This window comes from Stenotrophomonas sp. 21LCFQ19 (genome assembly GCF_056861425.1).
The window spans coordinates 1-21473 of record NZ_JBSPUF010000021.1; the positions used below are offsets into that span (position 1 = coordinate 1).

The following is a 21473-nucleotide window of genomic DNA, read 5'->3' on the forward strand; positions in this document are numbered from 1 at the left end:
AACCTGCTTCAACGTCGTAACGATCTGACTCTCGGTGAATTTGCTCTTGCGCATCAGTGGTCTCCTTGGGGCTAGTTTGCCCGGAGACCTCTAAGAATGCCTGGATCAAGTTTACGGGCAGGCGACAATTTCAACTAGATTGCGGCCAATTCCCACGCGTTTCACGAGAGTACATCAACAACAATATCTCTCGAATGATGTGGATTTGAAACCCCGACCATCAAGCCATAACTATCTCAAGCGAAGCACCAATGACCACCTTGCCTGCCCCAGACAACTCCACGCATACCACTGTAACGGGCTCGAGCTTTCCATAAGTAGGGGACCATATCCCCATTGCGCCATCCGCAGCGGATGCCAGTGAAACCCTGACCATGCACTCGCCACTGAAGCTGGCACGCATACTGTTGCCCGTTTTTGACAGAACCGTGAAGCCGCTTTCCGTTACATCGACATCATGAACTGAAGGAACATGCCAGAACTGAAGATAGGAACCTTGATCAGGCGATTCCGCTATGCAACTGTCGAAAACATCAAGTCGCAAATCTCCAGCGTAAGACAACTTCCGTTCGACTTCGAAACCAGGAAACATCCTGGTCCGCCCAATCACGTAAGCATTCTCGTCTTCCAGGCAACTATCCACCACCGAAGAAATTCCCCCATCCGCCGGCTTGCGCAACGCGGAAACACCTACAGGCATCAGTAGGTTATGAGCTGGGGCTGAGCGCATGTACTCCCGCTCCGGCACTCCATGATCATGAATATAGAGCCCGCCATCAACCAACCAGTCTTCACCAAGCGCATTCAATACAAAGGAAGTGTCATCGTCCTGTCGGTGATAACGACTCAAAAAACCGCACTTGAACACAATATGTGGACGTTCGCGAGGAGAAAATTTCGCAGGATTCCCCCTGAAAACCATGTAACCGGAATGCGGGAAAACTGCGTGCCATGCCGCAAAATCCACCCCTTCTTCGCCGCAACTCATAGCATGGAGAAGTTCCGGCCAGCCTTCGAATCCTAAAAGCCATGTCAAATTATTACGCACCGGCGCGATCTCACTGTCCCCGATAGCGGGCAGGCATCCATCTGGTCGCAATATGTATGCCAGAAACTTGAGCGCGGGTGGAATAAAACCATTCAGATCCGCGATAGGCGGATTCCCACCCAACGCGCGAATCGCGGAATTAACCTGAAGAACACTGGACAAGATAACAGGATGATATGCGGGGCTATTCTCGATATGAACACTTTCTTCAGAGAAAGAGCCTGCGACTTCGAAGCGCAAGCGCTCAAGAGCAAGGCCTTCCAAATCTCCTACGGCGTCAAACTTCGGGAACGTCAAAGCGGAAAGATACAGCTGAAACGCCTGATCCAGGCCGTGATTGGTACCTTTCGAATAGAACGAATCTTCACCCAGAACGAGTTGATGTCTGACAGAAAGTAACAACAACAATCTCAACAATGAAAGAGATCCAATCGAATTTCGAACCAAATAAATATAAATCTGACTGAGAACCCCGAGACGAATCGCCGTGGAGTGATCGTTCCAGCTCATAGGGGAAGCTGGAGGATCGACCAAATTCTGATCTGCCCAATCGAAAACAAACTTCTCGACAAGATCCAGCGCCTGCAAATTACCTGACTCGGCGTGCAAACGTACAAGATGTTTCAAGAAATCAAGCGAATGAAGTTGCCAGCCAAAATTATTCTCCCCTGCTGCCGTTGACCAGTCGCCAGGGACTGTAAGAACCACGCTGCCCTTGTTTCGGAACACGATTTCTCCCGACTCAAGCAGGAGAGTTCCTTGCTCTGCGTTGCCCGCAGCAATCCATGCATCAGCCAGTCGCAATAGGTGCTCGGGAAACGATCTCTGGCCGTTGATCAAACCCAGCTCATAGTCGGAAATATAAGCCAGACGCACACCACGAATACCACAGCGCAGTGAGTCAATCGAACGATCCGGAGCTTCGATTTTCTTTTTCCAGTTCATGCATGTATCTCAAAAAAACGAAGCTCCGGCACCAAACTAAATCAGTTCTTCCACTCGAAATAAACAGTACCAACGCCTTCCGGAGTAGTCTTGCTGCGCGCCCCCATAGGTGCAACGTTCACGAGAACGTCCGCAAACTTATCATTGGCGTAGTGATTTACCCATGCACCGTTAGCGGAATCCTCGCTCACCAATTTAAAACCCGACGCAATCATTTTCGCCTTGACGTCTTGGTGCGCATTTTCAACCGAAACGCCCCAGAACTCGAGAGCAATGAAATTCTTCCCACCATTCTCAGCATTCGCATCTCCACGATTGCGGACTGAATACTCAAAGCTAGGCGTATAAACGCCGACAACCGGCGAATCAATCAGTTTCGGAACGAAAGCGACCGCATCTTTGCTGGCTTGCGCAGCAGCAGGCTGCGGAACAGCAGCATTCTCGGCAGGGGGAGCAACCATATCGCAGCCAGAAATGGCTGCGACGCCAACCAATGCCAGCCCAAGAACAACCTTCTTCATAAGAATCCTTTGATATAAATAGAACGGGAATAAGTAGCTACTTCAATTTCAATTTTGCAGCGGATAAATCCATTCCTGACGGCGTTCGGTACTGAGCAACTCTTGCCCCAGCAATCTACCACCCTCAAGGCTTAAATGCCCTTCATCGAAGTAGAGCGGCGCGCCTTTGTGCCAAGCATGGCATCCCGACCGCGTGCACAACAACCCCTTGATATCCATGAAAGAAGCACCCGATGGATTCTGTTCAGCGATACTTGCCAAGTGTAGCTCCATTTGGCTCAATTCGCTGCTAAGCCCCTCTTCGCCGGCTGCACAGTCAAGCTTCCATGGCAATCGCACGCTGCGCTGCAAACATTCGCGATTATATCCTTTGTAGCGAGGCACATCGCTCACAAACACCACCTTCGCTCCAGTCAACCAGATTGACTGGAGCGTCGTATCCAGCGCTTCCCGGAATCCATCAAGCTTTTCGTAGGCCTTCCAGTTGCCAGATATAATCACAACGCGATAGCGCTTTAACTCAACCCCCGACTTAACAACCCGCCAAAAACTATTGCAGCTTGGCCTACTGACGTTAGCACTACCCCCGAAATCATCTGCGAAAACGGGAGGGCATGATGAATGCTCTGCGTTCCGGATTGATATTCCACTAGCCTTACCCAGACCATCATAGAACCCGACATACTGAGCTGCTTTCGAGTCCCCCCACAGCAGCACGTCGGGCTCGAACTTACTCTTGGCACCAATGACGCATCGGGGATCACTCATTATTCCAGGCTCGCTAACAGACAGCTGGCAAACATAGTCGTACTTGTATGCAGGGGCAACCGCGCTCGCCATTCCAGCAACGCGCGCCTTGTATCCATCCGAGCTCTCAACAAACCTCTTCAGCCCGTTGGTGGAAATCAGTGCAAGGGCAATGGCTACAATCGCAGCAAGCGGAACCAGCCAGACAAAAACCACCGTAACCCATTTTGCTGGGCGCCATGACCTGAAAGGCGCCTCCACATATTTGTAACTCAACCACGCAGCCAATAACATAAACACTACAGATACACATCCAGCTACAAGCCCGATCTCTCCGTAGAAATACCTGTAGAAAGCCAGAACCGGCCAATGCCAAAGGTAGAGTGAGTACGAGATGAGTCCAACAAGTACGACTGGACGGACGGACAAAACTGCTCTGGATAACGTTGCACCTCGCTGACCAGCCACAATCACCAGCACAGATCCCAAACAGGGCCAAATGGAATTGACACCAGGAAAATCCGAGGAATCGTTCAGAAAGAACAAGGAGTAGCCGATAAGCCCAATACCGCCGAGCGAGCAAATCTCTGTTACCCAACGACTCAATGAACCATCCGGCGTCCGTCGGCCCTGCATCAGCAACGCGGCCGAAGCACCAACCAACAATTCTCCTGCGCGCGCCGGAAGCATGTAGTAAGTAAACTTCGGCGCAATGGAAAGGAATGCCTCCGCATAGGCAAATGAAGCCGCACTGACAACCAGTGCCAGCGCGATGATCAGCGACTTTCTTCGCTTCGCAACAACGGCAAGAGCAATAAGAGCGACCGGCCACATGAAGTAGAACTGTTCCTCGACCCCTAGCGACCACATGTGCAGTAGTGGTTCCTGTTCAGCAGCAGCTGCAAAGTAGCTGGTGTCCAGATAGTTCCAGAAATAGACATTCGGAAGAGATACCGCAGACCAGAAGGCCGAGCGACCTAAACGCACCAGATCGTCCGGCAACAACAGAAGGCAGCCAGCTAGCAAGGTAACAACTGTTACCACCGCAAACGCGGGATAGATGCGTCGGATGCGGCGAACATAAAAATCCGCGAGAGAAAAATCCCCTCTAGATATCTCAGACCAGATATTTCCGGTGATCAGAAACCCTGAAATAACAAAAAAAATGTCCACACCAACAAAGCCCCCTGGAACCAGGCTTTTATTAATGTGATACAGAACAACACTTAGAACCGCAACCGCACGCAGTCCATCGATGTCGGGGCGATAGCCGGCCCCAACCGACGATCCCCGTAAATCAGATGAAAGAGATTTCATCCCCCCGCCTCCAATCTCATTGACTTAATTGATCACCTAGCCTACATCGTCAAGCCGGCAGTACCTCATGCGAAAAGCAGGCAGCTGAAACGGACAAATCCGATACAACCTGGGCATGCATCTTCGTCAATCGCTTCCAGCAATGCTCCTGTGCGCGCTGGATCCGTTGCTCTCTAGCCCCAGGAGCATCCTCCTTCAGCACCGACTCCATCTTTTCGACCCATTCCCCAGACGTATGAGCGACCAATAGCAGTGGTGCTGGCTCGGTGATTGCCTCCATCGGGGAACTGATCACCGGTAGCCCGGTTGCAAAGTATTCCCAGAGTTTCAGCGGGTTAACTGCGTGCATCGCTTCATTCACAACAAAAGGAATCAGCAAAACATCATACTGGTTGATTGCCGCCGCCCCCCGCACTCGATTCACACGTCCGGTGAACACTACGTTGGACATATCTCTCATGCGCTGATAGTGGGCATGCGCAGCACTCCCAGCCGCAAGCTCGACCTGGCCGTGGAACACGAAATCGACGTGTGGCATGGCCTCACATACCTCGACCATAAGTGGCCAATCGAAGAACGTCGCCAGATTTCCCAAGTAGCCTGCCACCGGCCGACCAATACGTGGCCTTCTCGGCAACCGATACCTCTCAAAAACTTCGGTAACTACACCATTTCCAACCAGACCCAGCGAGCGTGCGCCGGCTGATTTTCTATCAAGCAAAGGTTGCGAAGTGAAGAAGACGTGCTCCGCTCGCTCTACAGCCGACCTCTCCGCTTTAGCCACACCAGGATAGGTGTCGCCCGTGCCAAAGTTGATTGTATAGTCGTCGTAAACTTCGTAGATATAGCGAGCACCCACTGGCAATCTTTCAGCTTGATCTGGTTTGTAGACCCAATGCAACACCTCAGCATCAGCGCCGTAGTGTTTGGCGATCAGTCCACCCAGAACGTCCAATTGATTCGGAAGACCCTGGAAAGAAGCAAAGCCGCTGCCCGCAGGAATTCCGCCGGTAAACAGTCGCGTCTTGAAAATGTTCTCACCCACCTTCAGCAGTTGCCCCTTTCCGATCTTCGCCAACTCTTCCAAAGGAGCCCAGCCAAGACGGGCGATTGTCTCGTAATGATTCCCCGGCTCGATAACAATGAGGTCATGCGTCTCCTTCAAATGGAGTGCAAGCGCCTCAAGCATCTCCCGCCGGTGGAAGGTCATCCATTCATCAACAGCCCAGACAATGAGAACTGATCGGCTGGAGGAACGAGCGGCAAGGACAGCGGATGGTGCGGGATACAGCAGATTTTTCCACGTATTCACCACACCCGCTTTGTCGAAGCGATGACGAATCGCCTCCTGCATCTGCAGGCGCAACCGTGCGGAACTGGAGCTCTTGTTGAGGAACTCTATCCTTTCGGCAGCTTCAATCGCACTAGTTACCGTATGCAACTCAGGATATATGTCCGATGCACCTTCCCAGTTCCACACGATAGGCGCCGCTCCGGAAGCCGCTCCTTCTGCTACCGCCATGTGGAAGCTTTCGAAGTCCGAGGGCGACAGCAGAAAACCAATCATCTTCAACCAGGGCGCCACGTCGCTTCCCTGTGGATCGAAAACTACCTTGTGTCGCAGCTCACCGGAATTTATACGCGAGTAAACAGAACAATAGTACTCCCGCTCAGCCCCCCTGGCCCAAAGCCAATCAATGCCAGCAGGACTGTTACCTTTGATCCGAAGCATGTAGCGCTGGTCCTTCTTGAGCAAAAGCTCCAATGTATCGACTGCAAGGTCCAATCTTTTCCGCTTGGGCGCGGTGCCGATCATCCCGAGGTTGAAATCCGCCCCGCCAAATTTTGGCAGCGCGTACTTTTCAACATCTATATAGTTACCTACCACGCGACACACATCATGAGGTATATCAAACTTCTCAACGCATTCGTCGAGAATATGCTGCCCAACAAAAACCAGCGCATCAACCGCAGAGTAGTCTATACGCTCGGGATAGGTAGATCCGCGCTCCTGAAGGTGGAGCCGGACGATGAGACGTTGCTCCTTCCGCTTGCGGGTAGAGCAAAAAACAGCGTTCTCCATCGCCCACTCGGCGACCATGACATCAGCCCAATCAATCAATGCTTGGCTCTTTATCGCATCATGTTGATCGTGCCCCGCCCAAATATCATCCCGGAACTCAAACAATCCGGTCTGCTCCAACTCCCTTTGCAGCGGATACCAGAATTTCAGGTCATGCCCAAAAACACCAACGCGAATCTTCCTAACTGACATAGCGGTTTTCACTCAGATTTCAATTTTGCGAACTTCATCGTGGATACGAGCCAGGTCCATGAACCGGGCACGAGAATAATTGGCCTGATCGGCAGCAAAGACCGATCTATCATCGGATGCGAATGATTCCTTGCCGTCCAGCAAGCGGGCCAAGCCATCCGCAGCGATACGATCACCCGCGATGACCAAGGATGAGGGCTCTAGCGTTGCGCCGTACGAGTACTGCAAACGTACATCAAGCGATTTTCCTACCATCTGGGCTCCGCTGTATCGAAGCGCATTAATCAGATCCTGCAGATAGAAACGACCGTAGACAGCCTGCGCCGACATCAACGCGATCACACATCGCGATGCTTCCACCCACATTTTGGAAACCACTTCGCCAACCGCGAGGTCACTTTTGACAAACTGAACTCGCTCCATTGACGCTTCGATTTTGCGTTTGTCTACAAAATCCCCGCGGCAAACCACGACCAATCGCTTGCTGCTTCCGACATGCAGCTGCTGTCGCTGGAAGGCGTCCATCACCACGGCAACCTCGAGCTCCGACCTAGCCTCGGCTACCACCAGAACATCGGTGTAGCTCTCTACCTGAGGCTGCGGCACCCCTATTGACTCAGATATCTGGTTGAACCGATGCCGATAGGTATGCTTGGCAAAGACCTCGCGAATACCTTGCAGGCTCCTTCTAGTCCATTCACGGTCGTCGCTCATCAGAACAGCCAAAGCCTCCTTTGCCTCATCGGTGCTACGAACGTGCCAGATCAAGTCATTGCCGAATGTCGCCTCGGTCCCTTCCGACCATGTACTCACTACAGGTGTTCCGCACGCAAGCAATTCAAACACACGCCTGGAAAACATGGTCGGCGAGTCAACGACCGAGTTGACGTTCAGGAAAACTCGGTATCGACGATAGGCATCATTGACCTCGGAATATGGAAGGCTGCCCCGAATATTTGCGCTGAAGCGCTCCGGGAATGAAAAGTCGGACGGCGCAGAATTAGGCTTGTAGTTACGATCAAATATATCAAAATCATAATCACGAGCTGCATCCAACAACATCAACTGATCATCACGCCTCTCCTGGAAGCGATTAGCATAGAAACTACCGGCGAAACACACTTTACTATTTCGCTCAGAGCTCCCAATAGGATTATGCAACGCATCCTCAGCAGCAAACTGAAGAACACCAAGTCTTGCGGTAGTTCGCTCACTGTAATTCGGCAACGCTTCTTCTGCGGTCGTGAATACATAATCAAAGCTGGCAGCCTTGGCGATGAAGTCCTTGAAATGAACCGGATCCTCCTTGTTCCAGAACACCGTGGGGATGCCACGCTTCTTGAACTCGGCCACCATTTCAGAAATTTCGTTCCCTGGTGGATTTGCATAATTCGCGACGCGATACTGCCACGTTCCGTAGTTACCTTTCCAGGAAGATTCTACGAAAAGAAACTGCGGACGGTAACGCTCCAACAATGCCTCCCAGTTATCCGGGCGAGGCTCAACCAGATTCGCATGCGGTGCGAAGCAAGCCCGTGAAAATTCATCCATCACACTCATCACGGTGACTTTGCCGGGTTCGATCTGCTGAACCCAACCCATAGCTGAAAGCTCTTTGCTCGCTGCATCACCACCTGCCACCCTTGCGGCCTTCTTTTTCTCTGCCACAGGGCTTGTAATCTGCGCCGAATCTTTCAAATCCGGAGGCGAAGGCAGTTCCACTGGAGTACGTTTGGGCAGCTTCAGAGCGGGGATGGAAGTATCTCGATTTCTATACGTGTGCCATGTATGCAGCATTTTTCCCGGGAAAGCGGCGACACCCCGTAGGGTGCGCAATCCCATTACCGCCCTGCCAACTGCGAGAGCCAACGAGTTATGGAATCGATAATTTTCCTCATGCAACTCGCGCATGCGTTCCTGCAGGAGACGACCATAGGCCCGCTCCGCTTCAAGATGCAGGTAATGCCCGGTGCGCTTGAACTGGGCAACCGATAGTTCTGCCCGCACGCCACCAAGCTGCTTCTCAACCCCCATCTTTTCTTTTTCCAGGCGCTGAACCAACTCGTCGCCTCGCTGCTTTTCCTGCCCGGACACCAGCCTAAGTCGCTCCAGTTCCTTGGCCGCGACAGACACTCTCGCGGTTGCAGCGTCCAAGCTGGTCTTGGTATCACGGAGTTCCGAAAAGACCCGTGCTAGCTCCTGTTGCGAGCCCTCAACTTCAGTCTCAGCACCCACAAGGCGCGCTGTTGTCTCGTCGAGCTCTTTCCGCAACTCCCCAAGCATCGTTTCGTCATATTCATGCTTGGCAAGGGCGTTGACCAACTGCGTCTCGGCAGCTTCAAGAAGCGCTAGCGCAGCGATATGTTCAGCTTGGAGTTTATCTAACTCAACCTTGGTGCAACTAAGTTCTTCGATGGTGTTGTCGTGCCGCAACTGAAAACTCTGCAGATCGTTCCTGACGTTTCTCAAACCATTTACTGCGTCCCCGTGCTCGTTCCGCGCGTGCCCGAACTCCGCGTTGACAGCATCAAGTTCCGACACAACAGTGGCGTGAGCAGCGCGGGCCATCATGAGATCCGAGCCAATCCCGTCAAGTCGTGCTTTGGCATCACTCAATTCCGCCTGAACACTGACGAGCATCTTCTGTTCATCGGCTAGTTTCAGCTCCAAGCGGTTTCTTTCTCGGATTTCAGTTTCTAGCGAAGCCTGCGCCACTTTGGTTGCGCTCTCTAGAGCAACCTTCTGTTTACGGAGCTCCTGTAACTGATCTGAAACATCGTAATACTTCTGATGGACATCCAGTGCTCCAGCCCTTGTTGCTTCGAGCACCAGATCCCAATTCGGATTCAGAACCGTGCCCGCAGACTTGTCCGCGATCAGTCGAATGTAACCATCCGTGGCAGCGAGCTCGCGCACGACAAAATCTTCTGGCAGAAACTGAGCAAGATCACCAGGAAAAATAGTCGACTTATGATCTGGCCAAGGATTCAAACCAAAGGGCACCGTAACAATCAATCTGCCACCCGGGGCTAGAAATTCCGCAGCGCGCTTCAAGAGGCGAACCGGACTGGTCTGGTGTTCAACCACCTCTCCCATGATCACAGTGTCGAACGTAGCCAGTGGAAACGACGAAAGGTCCACACAATGAAACTTCAGTCTCTCCTGAACAGACTCAATCTCCTTTGCGCGCTCGCGCAAAGCGTAATCAATCGTTGGCTGATCGATATCGATGCCAGTTACGTACAGCCCCTCCCTAGCCAACAGGATGGAAGCAATACCTTGGCTACAGCCCACATCCAGCACGGATGTACCGGTAGCCTGCGAACACATCCAGTTCATACGGGCGCGGGTGCGCGCCCCGAATCCAGAACCCATGCCGTCGTAATAGGCTTCATTGATGTGATCAGCCCAAACAGTTCTCACATCAGGATTCGTGTCGTGCTCGTTGTGCATGATCGCTCCCTCAGCTCCACAAACCGCAGGCATCAATAACAGAGGCGTTTGCCGGACTTGGAATTCCTCGGAAAGCGGTGTGTGCGACCAATGCAACCACTACGTCCGCATTCATGAAACTTTCCTCGAACAGAGCCACATTCAAGCTTCCAACATCTTCGCCTGACGTAACGAGCGCATCTGAGAATGGATCCATACAGACGACAGCCCCTGGATAGGCGGCAGTCAAGGATTGCGCAATCTGCAACGCTGGACTTTCCCGAAAATCATCGACGTCCGGTTTGTATGAAAGTCCCAAACAAACGATTCGTGGTATTTTCCCCGGCGATTTCGCAACAGCCTCAGCCACCAGATCGAGCACATACCCAGGCTTGCTGTCATTGACCTCGCGGGCAGTCCGGATGATCTTTGCGCGTTCCGGGTCACTGGACACGATGAACCACGGATCCACCGCAATGCAATGCCCGCCGACACCCGGCCCCGGCTTCAAGATATTCACTCGCGGATGGCGATTGGCCAACTCAATCAACTTCCAGACGTCGATGTCCAGGTTGCCGCAGATCATCGACAACTCGTTCGCGAACGCGATGTTGACGTCACGATAGGAATTCTCAGCCAACTTGCACAGCTCCGCTGTACGGTCGTTGCTCGACACGCACTGTCCTTTTACAAACGTGCGGTACAGCGCTGCAGCCTTTTCTGTACAACGGTCCGACATGCCGCCGATGATGCGATCGTTCTCAATCAGCTCTCGCAACATCTGACCAGGAATGATGCGCTCAGGGCAGTAGGCAAGATGCACATCCGGATTCAATTCGCCATCAAGCGGGAAGCGTAGATCGGGACGAAGTTCAGCAAGCAAACGCGCAAGTTGCAGGGTGGTTCCTACTGGAGAAGTCGACTCCAGAACAACCAGGTTACCTTTGCGCAACACCGGTGCGATGGAGCGACCGGCAGAGATCACGTAGCCGACATCAGGCTGATGCGTTTGATGGTCGACCGGGGTAGGAACGGCAATGATGAAATCATCAGCAGCGACGGGGCTGATAACGGCTCGAAGCCTCCCACTGGCGACGCCTTGTGCAACCATCTCAGGCAAACCCTGCTCTTCGATATGCGCCTGTCCTTGGTTAATTGCAGTCACCGCCCGTTCGGAGATATCCACGCCGACAACGGTCCGCCCATGGGCTGCGAAAGTGGCGGCAGTGGGCAATCCGATGTAGCCCAATCCAATGACTGAAATGGTCCGATCGTTCACGCTGCAATCCGCCTCTGCGATAACATCAATTCTGCCGTTCATAAAACTCCTTCTTTATCTAGATGGCGCACATAAATTTTTTTGCGTGCACCACGAAATCAACGGGCGGCGTCACCTCTAGCCGTGCTGGCGTTGCAGCGCGGCTTCCACATCGGAAAGCCAACGCGATGCCAGACTCGGCCAGGAGTATCGCTCCACCTCTTCGCGCCGGGGGGCGCGCAAAGCCAACTGTCCCTGTTTTTTAATCTGAATAGCCTCAGCCAAGGCCAACTCTATATTCTCCAATGTCGAAGCAATATCCCATCCCGCGCAAGTCGTCGTCACCAACACGCCAGTGGCGTCTTGACTCTCGCCGCGCAGGTGCATGATCGGCTTGCCTGCACCAAGGTATTCATAGATCTTGCCCGGCACCTGTACAGGATCGGCATTGGCAAGATTGACAAGAATGTCGCATCGGCGCTGCGCGGCAAGGGCAACAGTGTGCGGAAGAAAACCAAGCAGCCTTATCCGACCTTCGGATCGCTGCATGTATTCCTCCAGATAGTCGGGAGCACGAATCGTAGCTATCGACAAACGTACACCGGGAAGCGCCAAGACCGCATCCAGTAGTTTTTGCGCGCCACGAAAGCTGTAGAAGCTACCTGTATAGAGAAGCTCAAGCATCTCCGAATCAAACAGGCCGTCACCTGAAGCTTCGCTGGTTCGAAAATCGGGATTGAAGCCCTGTTGCACAACAACCAATTTACTATCCGGCAAGGAATGGCGTTGCTGCAGAACTGACACCGCCGCGTCCGTCGTCACGCTTACCATCATGGAAGCACGGCAGACTTCGGCCTCCAAAGAAAACGCCCGCTTCCGCCATTTTTTTGGAGTATATGGCGCCAATACCGGGTCACCCAAATCAACTACCAGCGGAAAACCTTTCTTTGCCGCAGCCAATCCAACCGGCAATGTGCATGCCGGCTCGTGCGAAACCACAACGACATCCGGCCGTCGCGCAGCGATGGATGCGTGCACCGCAGCTATCGCGTGTCGCTCCCACTCGACCCGATAGTCCGGAAAAAACCGATCGGATACTACGCCTTTGATCCTCTCAGCGAGATGCCCCTTCCAGTTGAGTCCGCCACGAACACGAAACGCGTCCTCCAACGACCTTCTTAGCCGTCCTTTCCAGTTAAGGACCTCCACAACGGGCAGTCCCCCAGCCTGAGTGCTACTGACAGTGACATCGCTACTGTCACTGACCGAAGCAGGGGTGCCGCAGCTCTTCCGCCCGCGCCCCAACAGGAGCTGTGTCAGGCGCCCAGGAAATACGCGCCTGATAACCAACTCATCAGGCAATTCCGGCAACCCGCCGGGACCATAGCCCGGCACGTCTGGCGCTATCACCTCCACACTATGACCAGACCTCACCAGCTCCCGGCTCAGGTAAGCCCAACGCAGCGCCTGCGGCGAAGGAATGGGCGGGAAATCATAAGCAACAAGCAAGAAGTGCATTTGCGATCAACCCTGCTGCAAGCTGGTTTGGGGGGAAGCCAGAACGTCCCTGAATTTGACCAGCACCTCGGCTACAGGCCCGGCTGCGATAACGGACCCGGCTTCCAACAGGATCGCCTTGTTGCAGACGCTCTCCAGCAAGCTGAAGTTGTGACTGGCCAACACAACGATCTGCGCACTATCCACCCGCGACTGCATCCTCTCCTGTGCTTTCTTTACAAAGCCGGCATCACCCGTCCCGATCCACTCATCCATGATGAGTATCTCGTGCTGTACAGCAGTAGCGAGCGCAAAACCAAGCCGCATGCGCTGACCAGATGACAATGTCCGCAAGCGGTCACCAGCCTTGCCTTTAAGCTCGGCAAAATCCAGCACTTCATCAACAATGGCATGAGCCTGCTTTGCCTTGAGGCCCATTGCGATACCTCGCAACAGAATGTTTTCAACCAGAGTTGCCTCCTGGTTAAAACCAAGTCCCAGATTCAGCAATGCCTGGCGTGCGCCGGACACCTCCAGCGTACCGCGGGTTGGCGGATAGGCACCCACCAGTACCTTGAGCAAGGTTGACTTGCCTGCACCGTTGCGTCCAAGCACCGCCAATCGATCGCCCGGCTCAAGATCAAAATCAATGCCGTCAAGCGTGGTGCGCATCATCCGTTTGGGCGGCTGGAACGCTGCTTGCAACAAAACACCAACGCTGGCTTTGATGGTGCGCTGCTCCTGGGTGTAGGTAGGCAGGTCCAGGCCAATGTTCTTCGCCCGCAGATAGATTTCCTGTGTCATACCCATACCGGTACGTAGCGCGCATAACGCCGATAAATGAAAGTAGCCGCCAACCAACCACCGACCAGCATCACAGCGAGGTAGATGTAAGTCAGCTTCTCGATAGGCTCACCCAACATTGGCGCGCGTACGCTTTCGATCATGTGGTACAGCGGGTTGGCGCGCGCAATCATGCCGCGCACGGTATCCATCGGCGCTTGATCCGCATACCAGATGATCGGTGTGAAAAGGAAACTGAACATCAGGATGCTGCCGATCAACTCATGCACATCCTGCAAACGCGCACCGAGCACCGCGACAATTGCACCCATCCAGCCAATATTGAGTATCACCAGAATGAAAGCGGGCAGTGAAGCCAGAAGCCCCGCCGGGTAGAAATTCGGACTGATGACCAAGGCAACCGCGACTGCGGGCAGGGCCATTACGAAATAGAACATTGCCTTTGCCACTACACGCAGGACGTAGTCGGTCAATCGCACCCGGCCATCCAAAATGAAACTGGCATGCCCTTGGAATGCCGTAGTGCACTCACTCAAACTGATGGTGATCAGGCGGAACAAAACGTAACCAATGCCCAGATGCGGGATGAACCCCGCTGCCGCGTGCCCTTGCAGGTAGCCAAAAAATCCACCAACACCAAACATATAAATCAACGCCGGGCACAACGCCCAGAACAGCCCCAACCGCGAGCGCCGATACTTGGTGGCAAGCTCCAACCAGGTCGAATATATCCAGAACCCAGGGTTACGGAAGCTGTCGATGTAATCACCGATAAGCGAACGACTCATCCCGCCAATGCCTGCTCGAGATCAGCACGCAGATCAACCACGTCTTCCACGCCCACGCTCAAACGAACCAACGCATCGCTGATACCCAACTGCGCGCGGCGTTCGACCGGGATGGAGGCATGCGTCATCACCGCCGGGTGGTTGACCAGGCTTTCCACGCCGCCAAGTGACTCGGCCAACGTGAACAGTTCGGTCTTCTCGCAGAAACGTTTGGCTGCTTCGAATCCGCCCTTGAGCACGATCGAGACGATGCCGCCGTAACCGGCCATCTGCTTGCCAGCCAGTTCGTGCTGCGGGTGCGAGGCCAGGCCCGGGTAGATCACCTTTTGCACTGACGGGTGGGTTTCCAGCCACTTGGCCAGCTCCATCGCGTTGGTGCAATGCGCCTTCATGCGCAGCGGCAGGGTCTTCAGGCCACGCAGGGCCAGGAAGCTGTCAAACGGGCCCTGCACGCCACCAATGGAATTCTGCAGGAAGGCCATCTGCTCGGCGAGCTCGGCATTGTCACCAACCACCACCATGCCGCCGACCATGTCGGAGTGGCCATTGAGGTATTTGGTGGCCGAATGCAGCACCAGGTCCGCCCCCAGCTCCAGCGGACGCTGCAGCATCGGCGAGGCGAAGGTGTTATCCACCACCACGACCAGGCCATGGCGCTTGGCGATGGCGGCGACCGCGGCGATGTCGACGATCTTCAGCATCGGGTTGGTCGGGGTCTCGATCCACACCATCCTGGTCTTGGGCGTGATCGCGGCTTCGAACGCGGCCGGGTCGGTCAGGTCGACGAAGCTGAAATCCAGTGCGGCGGTGCGGCGACGCACGCGCTCGAACAGGCGGAAGCTGCCACCGTAGATGTCGTCCATCGCCACCACGTGGCTGCCTGCGTCCAGCAGTTCGATCACGGTGGAGCTGGCAGCCATGCCCGAGGCAAAGGCAAAGCCACGCGTGCCGCCTTCCAGCGAGGCCACGCAACGCTCGTAGGCGAAGCGGGTCGGGTTGTGCGTGCGTGAGTACTCGAAGCCCTGATGCTCGCCCGGGCTGGACTGGGCATAGGTCGAAGTCGCGTAGATCGGCGGCATGACAGCGCCGGTGCTGGGGTCAGGCGACTGCCCGCCATGGATGGCCAACGTGGCAAGCGACAGGCTGCGCTCGCCCTCCTGGCTGCGTGAATGCTGATCCGTCATGACTACTACTTCCAGCTAAAGAGGCGGGATTCTACCAGCCTCGTCTGATTTTTCAGGCTGGGCACCCGCAAGAGGTGCCCGCGAGACTCACTGAACCCTGCGACGCAGGTAGTTCAGCAGATCGATACGGGTGATCAAACCGAGAAATGCGTCACCATCGGTGATGATGGCCACCTGGCCGCGGTCAAACACCGGCAGCAGGGCTTCGATCGGCGATTTGACGTCCAAACGGTCCAGTTTGCTGACCATGGCCACCGACACCGGATCACGGAAACGGGCTTCATCGCCATATACGTGCAGCAGCACGTCGCTTTCGTCGATGATGCCGACCAGCTGGCTGCCATCCATCACCGGCAACTGCGACACGTCGTACAGCTTCATGCGCTGGTAGGCAGTGGTCAGCAGGTCCTTCGGACCCACCACAACGGTGTCTCGCTGGCTGTACGGGCGCAGGATCAGGTCGCGCAGGTCGCCGAACTGCGGGCGCTCGAGGAAGCCGTTGTCCAGCATCCAGTAGTCGTTGTACATCTTGGACAGGTACTTGTTGCCGGTATCCGGCACCAGCACCAGCACCTTCTTCGGCGTGGTCTGCTCGCGGCAATACTTCAGCGCCGCGGCCAGCAGGGTGCCGGTGGACGAGCCACCGAGGATGCCCTCCTTGCCCAGCAGCTCACGCGCGGTGTGGAAGCTCTCGGCATCGCTGATGGCGTAAGCCTTCTTGACCCGGCTGAAATCGGCGATATCGGGCAGGAAGTCCTCACCGATGCCCTCGACCAGCCAACTGCCGGACTTTTCGTTCAGCGTGCCGTCGTTGATGTACTCGGCCAGGATCGAGCCAACCGGATCCGCCAGCACCAGCTCGGTCTTCGGCGAAAGCTTGGCAAAGGCGCGCGACAGGCCGGTCATGGTGCCGGAGCTGCCGCAGCCGAACACGATGGCGTCCAGGTCGCCGCCCATCTGCTCGATGATCTCCGGGCCGGTGCCGAACTCGTGCGCAGCCGGGTTGTCCGGATTGCCGAACTGGTTGATGAAGTAGGCGCCCGGGGTACGGTCCGCGACGGTCTTGGCCAGGTCCTGGTAGTACTCCGGGTGGCCCTTGGCCACGTCCGAACGGGTCAGCACCACTTCGGCGCCCATGGCCTTCAGATTGAAGATCTTCTCCCGGCTCATCTTGTCCGGCACCACCAGAATGAGCTTGTAGCCCTTCTGCTGCGCCACCAGTGCCAGGCCCAGGCCGGTATTGCCGGCGGTGCCTTCCACCAGCGTAGCGCCGGGCTTGAGATCGCCACGCTTCTCGGCGGCCTCGATCATCGACAGGCCGATACGGTCCTTGATCGACCCACCCGGGTTGGCACTCTCCATCTTGAGGTACAGCTCGCAGACGCCGGCATCCAGGCGCTGGGCCTTGATGATGGGCGTATTGCCAATGAGTTCGAGGATGGAGGAATGGATGGGCATCGGTTGACTTCAGATCGCGCCGCACTGCGGCCGGACCGATGATTATCCGTTGGTTGTGCGCGAAAGTCAGGTAACCCCACCTTCAGGCAGCAGGCCAACACTGCCAAGTGACGCGGACAATGACGGCCGACGAGGAGGCCGCCACGGTCCGCGACATAAACGGTCCAGCGTGGGGAAGGTTCAGTTGATACTGTTTTCGTAAATCCGCAGGAGCTTCTGCTTGGCCAGCAGTTTTTCCCGTTTCATCTGTCCCAGGGTTGCCCCGTCAATCGGGAGCACACCCAGCTCCGCGTCCATGCATTTCTTGTTCAGCTTCTTGTGCTGTTGGTAGAGCTGCTTGAACTCCGGGTTGGCCTTGGCCAATGCGTCGATTTCACTCTGCGGCTGCCCTTCGAACATGACTACCTCCTTCATGCAGAAACAAGAACGCCCCGGCCTGGCGGCACGGGGCGTTGCTGGATTGGAAAGCCAAGCCGCTCACCGTGGCACCACCAACCGTCCTCCGGCCAACCTGCCAGGAGCTATCGGTTACTGGTTCGCGCCACGCTTGCACCGGCTCGGCCCTCCGTTGTCCGGACGACGAAAGTGCCGCCCGGACAATTGACCCTACGCCTGCAAAAAGGTTCCGGCAAGGGCTATGCGGAAACGTTTACTGAATATTCAAACCGATCCGCATTCAGCCTCACGCGAATGACAAAAACCTAACAAGTTCAGCTATTTAAGTTTGTCACGGCGCGATAATAACTTCCGCTGAACGGGCCCGGGTAGAGGCTGCTTTCTTACCCGTCACCTGGATGCGGTTGGCCGCCACGCCGCCTGCCACCAGCGCGTCCTTGAGCGCCTGCGCACGTCGCTGACCAACGCCATTGGCGCTGTCATAGGCTTCGATGGTGACCCGGCCCTTCTTGCCGATGTTCAGGTACTCGGCCAGCGCTTTGGCCTGGTTGCCGGCAGCGGCGGACAGCGCCGCCTGGCCAGCCGCGAACGCATCGCCGCTGAAGGTGTAGATCTCGCCACGACCATCGAACTTGGAGGCCGGCAACTTCTGCCCGGACACCAGCTCCGCTTCCTCGCGGGCCAGCTTGGCCGCGTTCTGCTGGGCCGAGCTCAAACGCGCCTGCTGGCGACCGGCGACGCTGGTCAACGCAGTCTCCGCGTCCTGCCGGGCCAAGGTCTCGGCTTCGGCCGCCAGGCGCAGGCGCTCGGCCTCCTCGGCCTGGATCTGGGTCTGTACCCGCAGCTGTTCGGCTTCCTGACGGGCACGGGCAGCATCGCGGCGGCTGGCCTCGATCAGCAACTCGCTGCGGGTGCGCTCCAGTTCGTCGGCCTCACGGCGCGCCAACGCCGCGCGGCTGGCTGCCTCGGCAATCGCGACACGACGCTCGGCCAGGTAACGGGCGTCATCCAGCTCCTTGCGCTTGGCCTTGGCCAGCGCCGCGATGGCTTGCTGTGCCTGCAGCTTCTCGAACGAGGCCACGTCGGCCGTGGCCATGTCGGACTGCAGCACCAGCAGACGCTGGTTCAAGGACGCCACCGCCGGGTCTTCCGCGGCCAGCGCCAGCAAGGGCATGGCCAACAGGCCGACAACCACCAGATTCCTGATCCGCATCAACGTCCCTCCCCTGTCGCCAACTGGCGTTGCAGCTGTGCAACCTCGGCCTTACGCTGGGCCAGCTGGGCCTGTGCAACGGCTTCCTCGCTTTGCGCACGTGCCAGATCGGCGTCGGCTGCAGCGCGCAGCGCCAGGATCGGTGCCTGCTTGCGCTGCCGTCGGTCGCCTGCTGCCTGCTGGGCCTGGCCCAGCTGCTGGCGGGCCATCGCCATCGTGTCCGGCGCGTACTGATCGGCGTCGGCACGGTCGGCCTTCTCGACGGCCTGTTGTGCGGCAAGCAATTCCATTGCGCCCGGATCCTGCGCCAAAGCACTGCCGCATAGCACGAATGTGCAGGCGGTAGCACACAGGAATCGTCTTAATTGTGCGAAGCTAGATTTCATTGGGGAGCCGTTGCTTGGGTGACTGAGCACGGCCATTGTGGTCAAGCCTGAGGCGTGCTTGCAACGGCACGCCGCCGTTTGTTGGGGAAAATTTCGCATGGATATCGGCTATTTCTTGAAGCTGATGACCGAAAAAAACGCTTCGGACATGTTTTTGACCACCGGAGCGCCGGTTTACATCAAGATTGAAGGCAAGTTGTACCCGCTGGGCAATACCGGCTTGCCGCCGGGCATGGTCAAGAAAATCGCCTACTCGCTGATGGACGAAGGCCAGGTGCCGCAGTTCGAGCGCGACCTGGAACTGAACATGGCCATCGCCCTGGCCGACGCCGGGCGCTTCCGCGTCAACGTGTTCAAGCAGCGCGGTGAAGTCGGCATGGTCATCCGTGCGATCAAGAGCCGCATCCCCAGCATCGAGGAACTCAACCTCCCGCAGGTGCTGAAGGACGTGATCATGACCCCGCGCGGGCTGGTGCTGGTGGTCGGTTCGACCGGCTCGGGCAAGTCGACTTCGCTGGCCTCGATGATCGACCACCGCAACAGCACCTCGACCGGGCACATCCTCACCATCGAGGACCCGATCGAATTCCTGCACAAGCACAAGCAGTCCATCGTCAACCAGCGCGAAGTCGGCCTGGATACCCACGCCTTCCACAACGCACTGAAGAACGCGATGCGTGAAGCACCAGACGTGATCCTGATCGGCGAAATCCTCGACGCCGAGACCATGGAGGCAGCTATCGCCTTCGCCGAGACCGGGCACCTGTGCCTGGCCACGCTGCACTCCAACAACGCCGACCAGACCATCGAGCGCATCCTCAACTTCTTCCCGGAAAGCGCGCACAAGAACGTCTTGATGAACTTGTCGCTGAACCTGCGCGCGGTGGTGTCGCAGCGCCTGGTCAAGGGCAAGGACGGCCGTCGCCGCCCCGCAACCGAAGTGCTCATCAACACGCCGATGATCCGCGACCTGCTGCGCCGCGGCGAGGTGCACACCATCAAGCAGGCAATGGAAGACTCGCTGGAAGAAGGCATGCAGAGCTTCGACCAGTGCCTGTTCCGGATGGTGAAGGACGGCATCATCGAGCAGGAGGAAGCGCTGCGCGCCGCCGACTCGCGCGATGGCCTGGCGCTGAAGTTCCGCCTCTCCGAAGGTGGCAGCGGCGAGCATGATCCGTATGCGGATTTCGCGGTATCGGCACCGGCGGCAATCACGCACGGGTTCTGAGCTGGTGGTTCATGCAACAGAAAGCCCCGCATTGCGGGGCTTTCTGTCTGTGCTGCTGCAGCCATGAGCCAATCCTGACTGCCGTGGCTTTTGTAGGAGCGGCGTAAGCCGCGAAGCCACTGATGGATCCGGGCTCTAGCTTCGTCGAGCAGTGGGTGATCTGCTGCTTCGGATGCAATGCCGGCTTCGCGGCTTACGCCGCTCCTACATCGCATGTCAGCGTCGCGGCTTGCGCCGCTCCTACAACCACCAGCCCTGCTAGACCGCGTCGACCTGGTTTTCCGGGCGGGCTGCGTCGAATGCCGGCAGCGCCAGGCAGGCCTCTTCAATCCGCTGCAGGGTTGGATACGGCGTCAGGTCCAGGTGGAAACGACGGGCGTTGTACAGCTGCGGCACCAGGCAGCAATCGGCCAGACCGGGCTCTGCGCCGTGGCAATAGCGGCCGGTGTCGAACGAACCTGCCAGCATGGTCTCCAGCGCGGCAAAACCGGTGCGCATCCAGTGCAGCGTCCACTCGTCGCGCTCGGGCTGCGGCACGTTCCATTCGCGATCGAAGAACTGCATCACCCGCAGATTGTTCAAGGGGTGGATGTCGCAGGCGACCTGCTGCGCCAATGCACGCACGCGTGCACGGCCACCGGCATCGGCCGGCAACAGGGCAGGCTCGGGGAAGACTTCTTCCAGGTACTCAAGAATCGCCAGCGACTGGGTCAGTACGCGCTCGCCGTGACGCAGCGTCGGCACCAGCTCCTGCGGGTTCAAGGCGGCGTAATCGGGCGCATGCTGCTGACCGCCATCACGCACCAGATGCACCGGTGTGAGTGCGTACTCCAAGCCCTTCAGGTTCAAGCAGATACGCACGCGATAAGCGGCACTCGAGCGCCAATAACTGTAGAGCGTCAGCCCTGCTTCCATGTCAGATTCCCCCATCACCTGCCACCACAATAACGGCTGGCGGTGAGGATTCCTTCACCAC

The 21473-nt window shown here is 56.5% G+C and carries 16 protein-coding genes; 1 reads left to right on the forward strand and 15 read right to left on the reverse strand.

What is annotated here, in order from left to right; all coding sequences use genetic code 11:
• Positions 1-220: 220 nt before the first annotated feature.
• From AC13FW_RS18540 to AC13FW_RS18605, 14 genes are all read right to left on the reverse strand, one after another.
• Complete coding sequence (locus tag AC13FW_RS18540) at positions 221-1993, reverse strand: heparinase II/III domain-containing protein (RefSeq protein ID WP_482990049.1); 1773 nt, start codon at positions 1991-1993, stop codon at positions 221-223.
• Between the two features lie 41 nt (positions 1994-2034).
• Positions 2035-2514 (reverse strand): hypothetical protein, encoded by a 480-nt coding sequence (locus AC13FW_RS18545; RefSeq protein WP_482990050.1) that lies wholly within the window; start codon positions 2512-2514, stop codon positions 2035-2037.
• Between the two features lie 48 nt (positions 2515-2562).
• Positions 2563-4578 carry an acyltransferase family protein gene (locus tag AC13FW_RS18550; RefSeq protein WP_482990051.1) on the reverse strand — a complete coding sequence of 672 codons (2016 nt, stop codon included), beginning with the start codon at positions 4576-4578 and terminating at the stop codon, positions 2563-2565.
• 49 nt (positions 4579-4627) lie between these two features.
• On the reverse strand, positions 4628-6865 hold the full coding sequence (locus AC13FW_RS18555) for a glycosyltransferase (protein WP_482990052.1): 2238 nt from the start codon (positions 6863-6865) through the stop codon (positions 4628-4630).
• On the reverse strand, positions 6866-10306 hold the full coding sequence (locus AC13FW_RS18560) for a glycosyltransferase family protein (RefSeq protein WP_482990053.1): 3441 nt from the start codon (positions 10304-10306) through the stop codon (positions 6866-6868).
• A gap of 10 nt (positions 10307-10316) precedes the next feature.
• On the reverse strand, positions 10317-11606 hold the full coding sequence (wecC, locus tag AC13FW_RS18565) for a UDP-N-acetyl-D-mannosamine dehydrogenase (protein ID WP_482990054.1): 1290 nt from the start codon (positions 11604-11606) through the stop codon (positions 10317-10319).
• A 75-nt stretch (positions 11607-11681) separates the two neighbouring features.
• Positions 11682-13061 carry a glycosyltransferase gene (locus AC13FW_RS18570; protein WP_482990055.1) on the reverse strand — a complete coding sequence of 460 codons (1380 nt, stop codon included), beginning with the start codon at positions 13059-13061 and terminating at the stop codon, positions 11682-11684.
• Between the two features lie 6 nt (positions 13062-13067).
• Positions 13068-13844: an ABC transporter ATP-binding protein gene (locus AC13FW_RS18575; RefSeq protein ID WP_296250133.1), complete on the reverse strand. Its 777-nt coding sequence runs from the start codon at positions 13842-13844 to the stop codon at positions 13068-13070.
• Entirely contained in the window at positions 13841-14632 is a 792-nt protein-coding gene (locus tag AC13FW_RS18580) for an ABC transporter permease (protein WP_296250130.1), read from the reverse strand. The genes AC13FW_RS18575 and AC13FW_RS18580 overlap by 4 nt, the downstream gene beginning before the upstream one ends.
• Positions 14629-15816, reverse strand: coding sequence for a cystathionine gamma-synthase (locus AC13FW_RS18585; RefSeq protein WP_482990056.1), 1188 nt, complete (start codon positions 15814-15816; stop codon positions 14629-14631). The genes AC13FW_RS18580 and AC13FW_RS18585 overlap by 4 nt, the downstream gene beginning before the upstream one ends.
• A gap of 87 nt (positions 15817-15903) precedes the next feature.
• Entirely contained in the window at positions 15904-17274 is a 1371-nt protein-coding gene (locus AC13FW_RS18590) for a pyridoxal-phosphate dependent enzyme (protein WP_282266825.1), read from the reverse strand.
• Positions 17275-17454: 180 nt separating this feature from the next.
• The gene (locus AC13FW_RS18595; protein WP_282266820.1) at positions 17455-17673 is read right to left on the reverse strand and encodes an HP1242/YdcH family protein; all 219 of its coding nucleotides are present in this window, start codon (positions 17671-17673) and stop codon (positions 17455-17457) included.
• A 328-nt stretch (positions 17674-18001) separates the two neighbouring features.
• Positions 18002-18883, reverse strand: a complete 882-nt coding sequence (locus AC13FW_RS18600) for an OmpA family protein (RefSeq protein WP_482990057.1) — start codon at positions 18881-18883, stop codon at positions 18002-18004.
• Positions 18883-19269, reverse strand: a complete 387-nt coding sequence (locus AC13FW_RS18605) for a DUF4398 domain-containing protein (protein WP_282266814.1) — start codon at positions 19267-19269, stop codon at positions 18883-18885. Before AC13FW_RS18605 ends, AC13FW_RS18600 begins: the two co-directional genes overlap by 1 nt.
• A gap of 97 nt (positions 19270-19366) precedes the next feature.
• Here AC13FW_RS18605 and AC13FW_RS18610 point away from each other — a divergent pair, with 97 nt between their 5' ends.
• Positions 19367-20497 (forward strand): PilT/PilU family type 4a pilus ATPase, encoded by a 1131-nt coding sequence (locus AC13FW_RS18610; RefSeq protein WP_282266812.1) that lies wholly within the window; start codon positions 19367-19369, stop codon positions 20495-20497.
• Positions 20498-20755: 258 nt separating this feature from the next.
• On the opposite strand, the gene maiA is transcribed toward AC13FW_RS18610, so the two are convergent.
• Entirely contained in the window at positions 20756-21412 is a 657-nt protein-coding gene (maiA, locus tag AC13FW_RS18615) for a maleylacetoacetate isomerase (RefSeq protein ID WP_482990058.1), read from the reverse strand.
• Positions 21413-21473 lie beyond the last annotated feature (61 nt).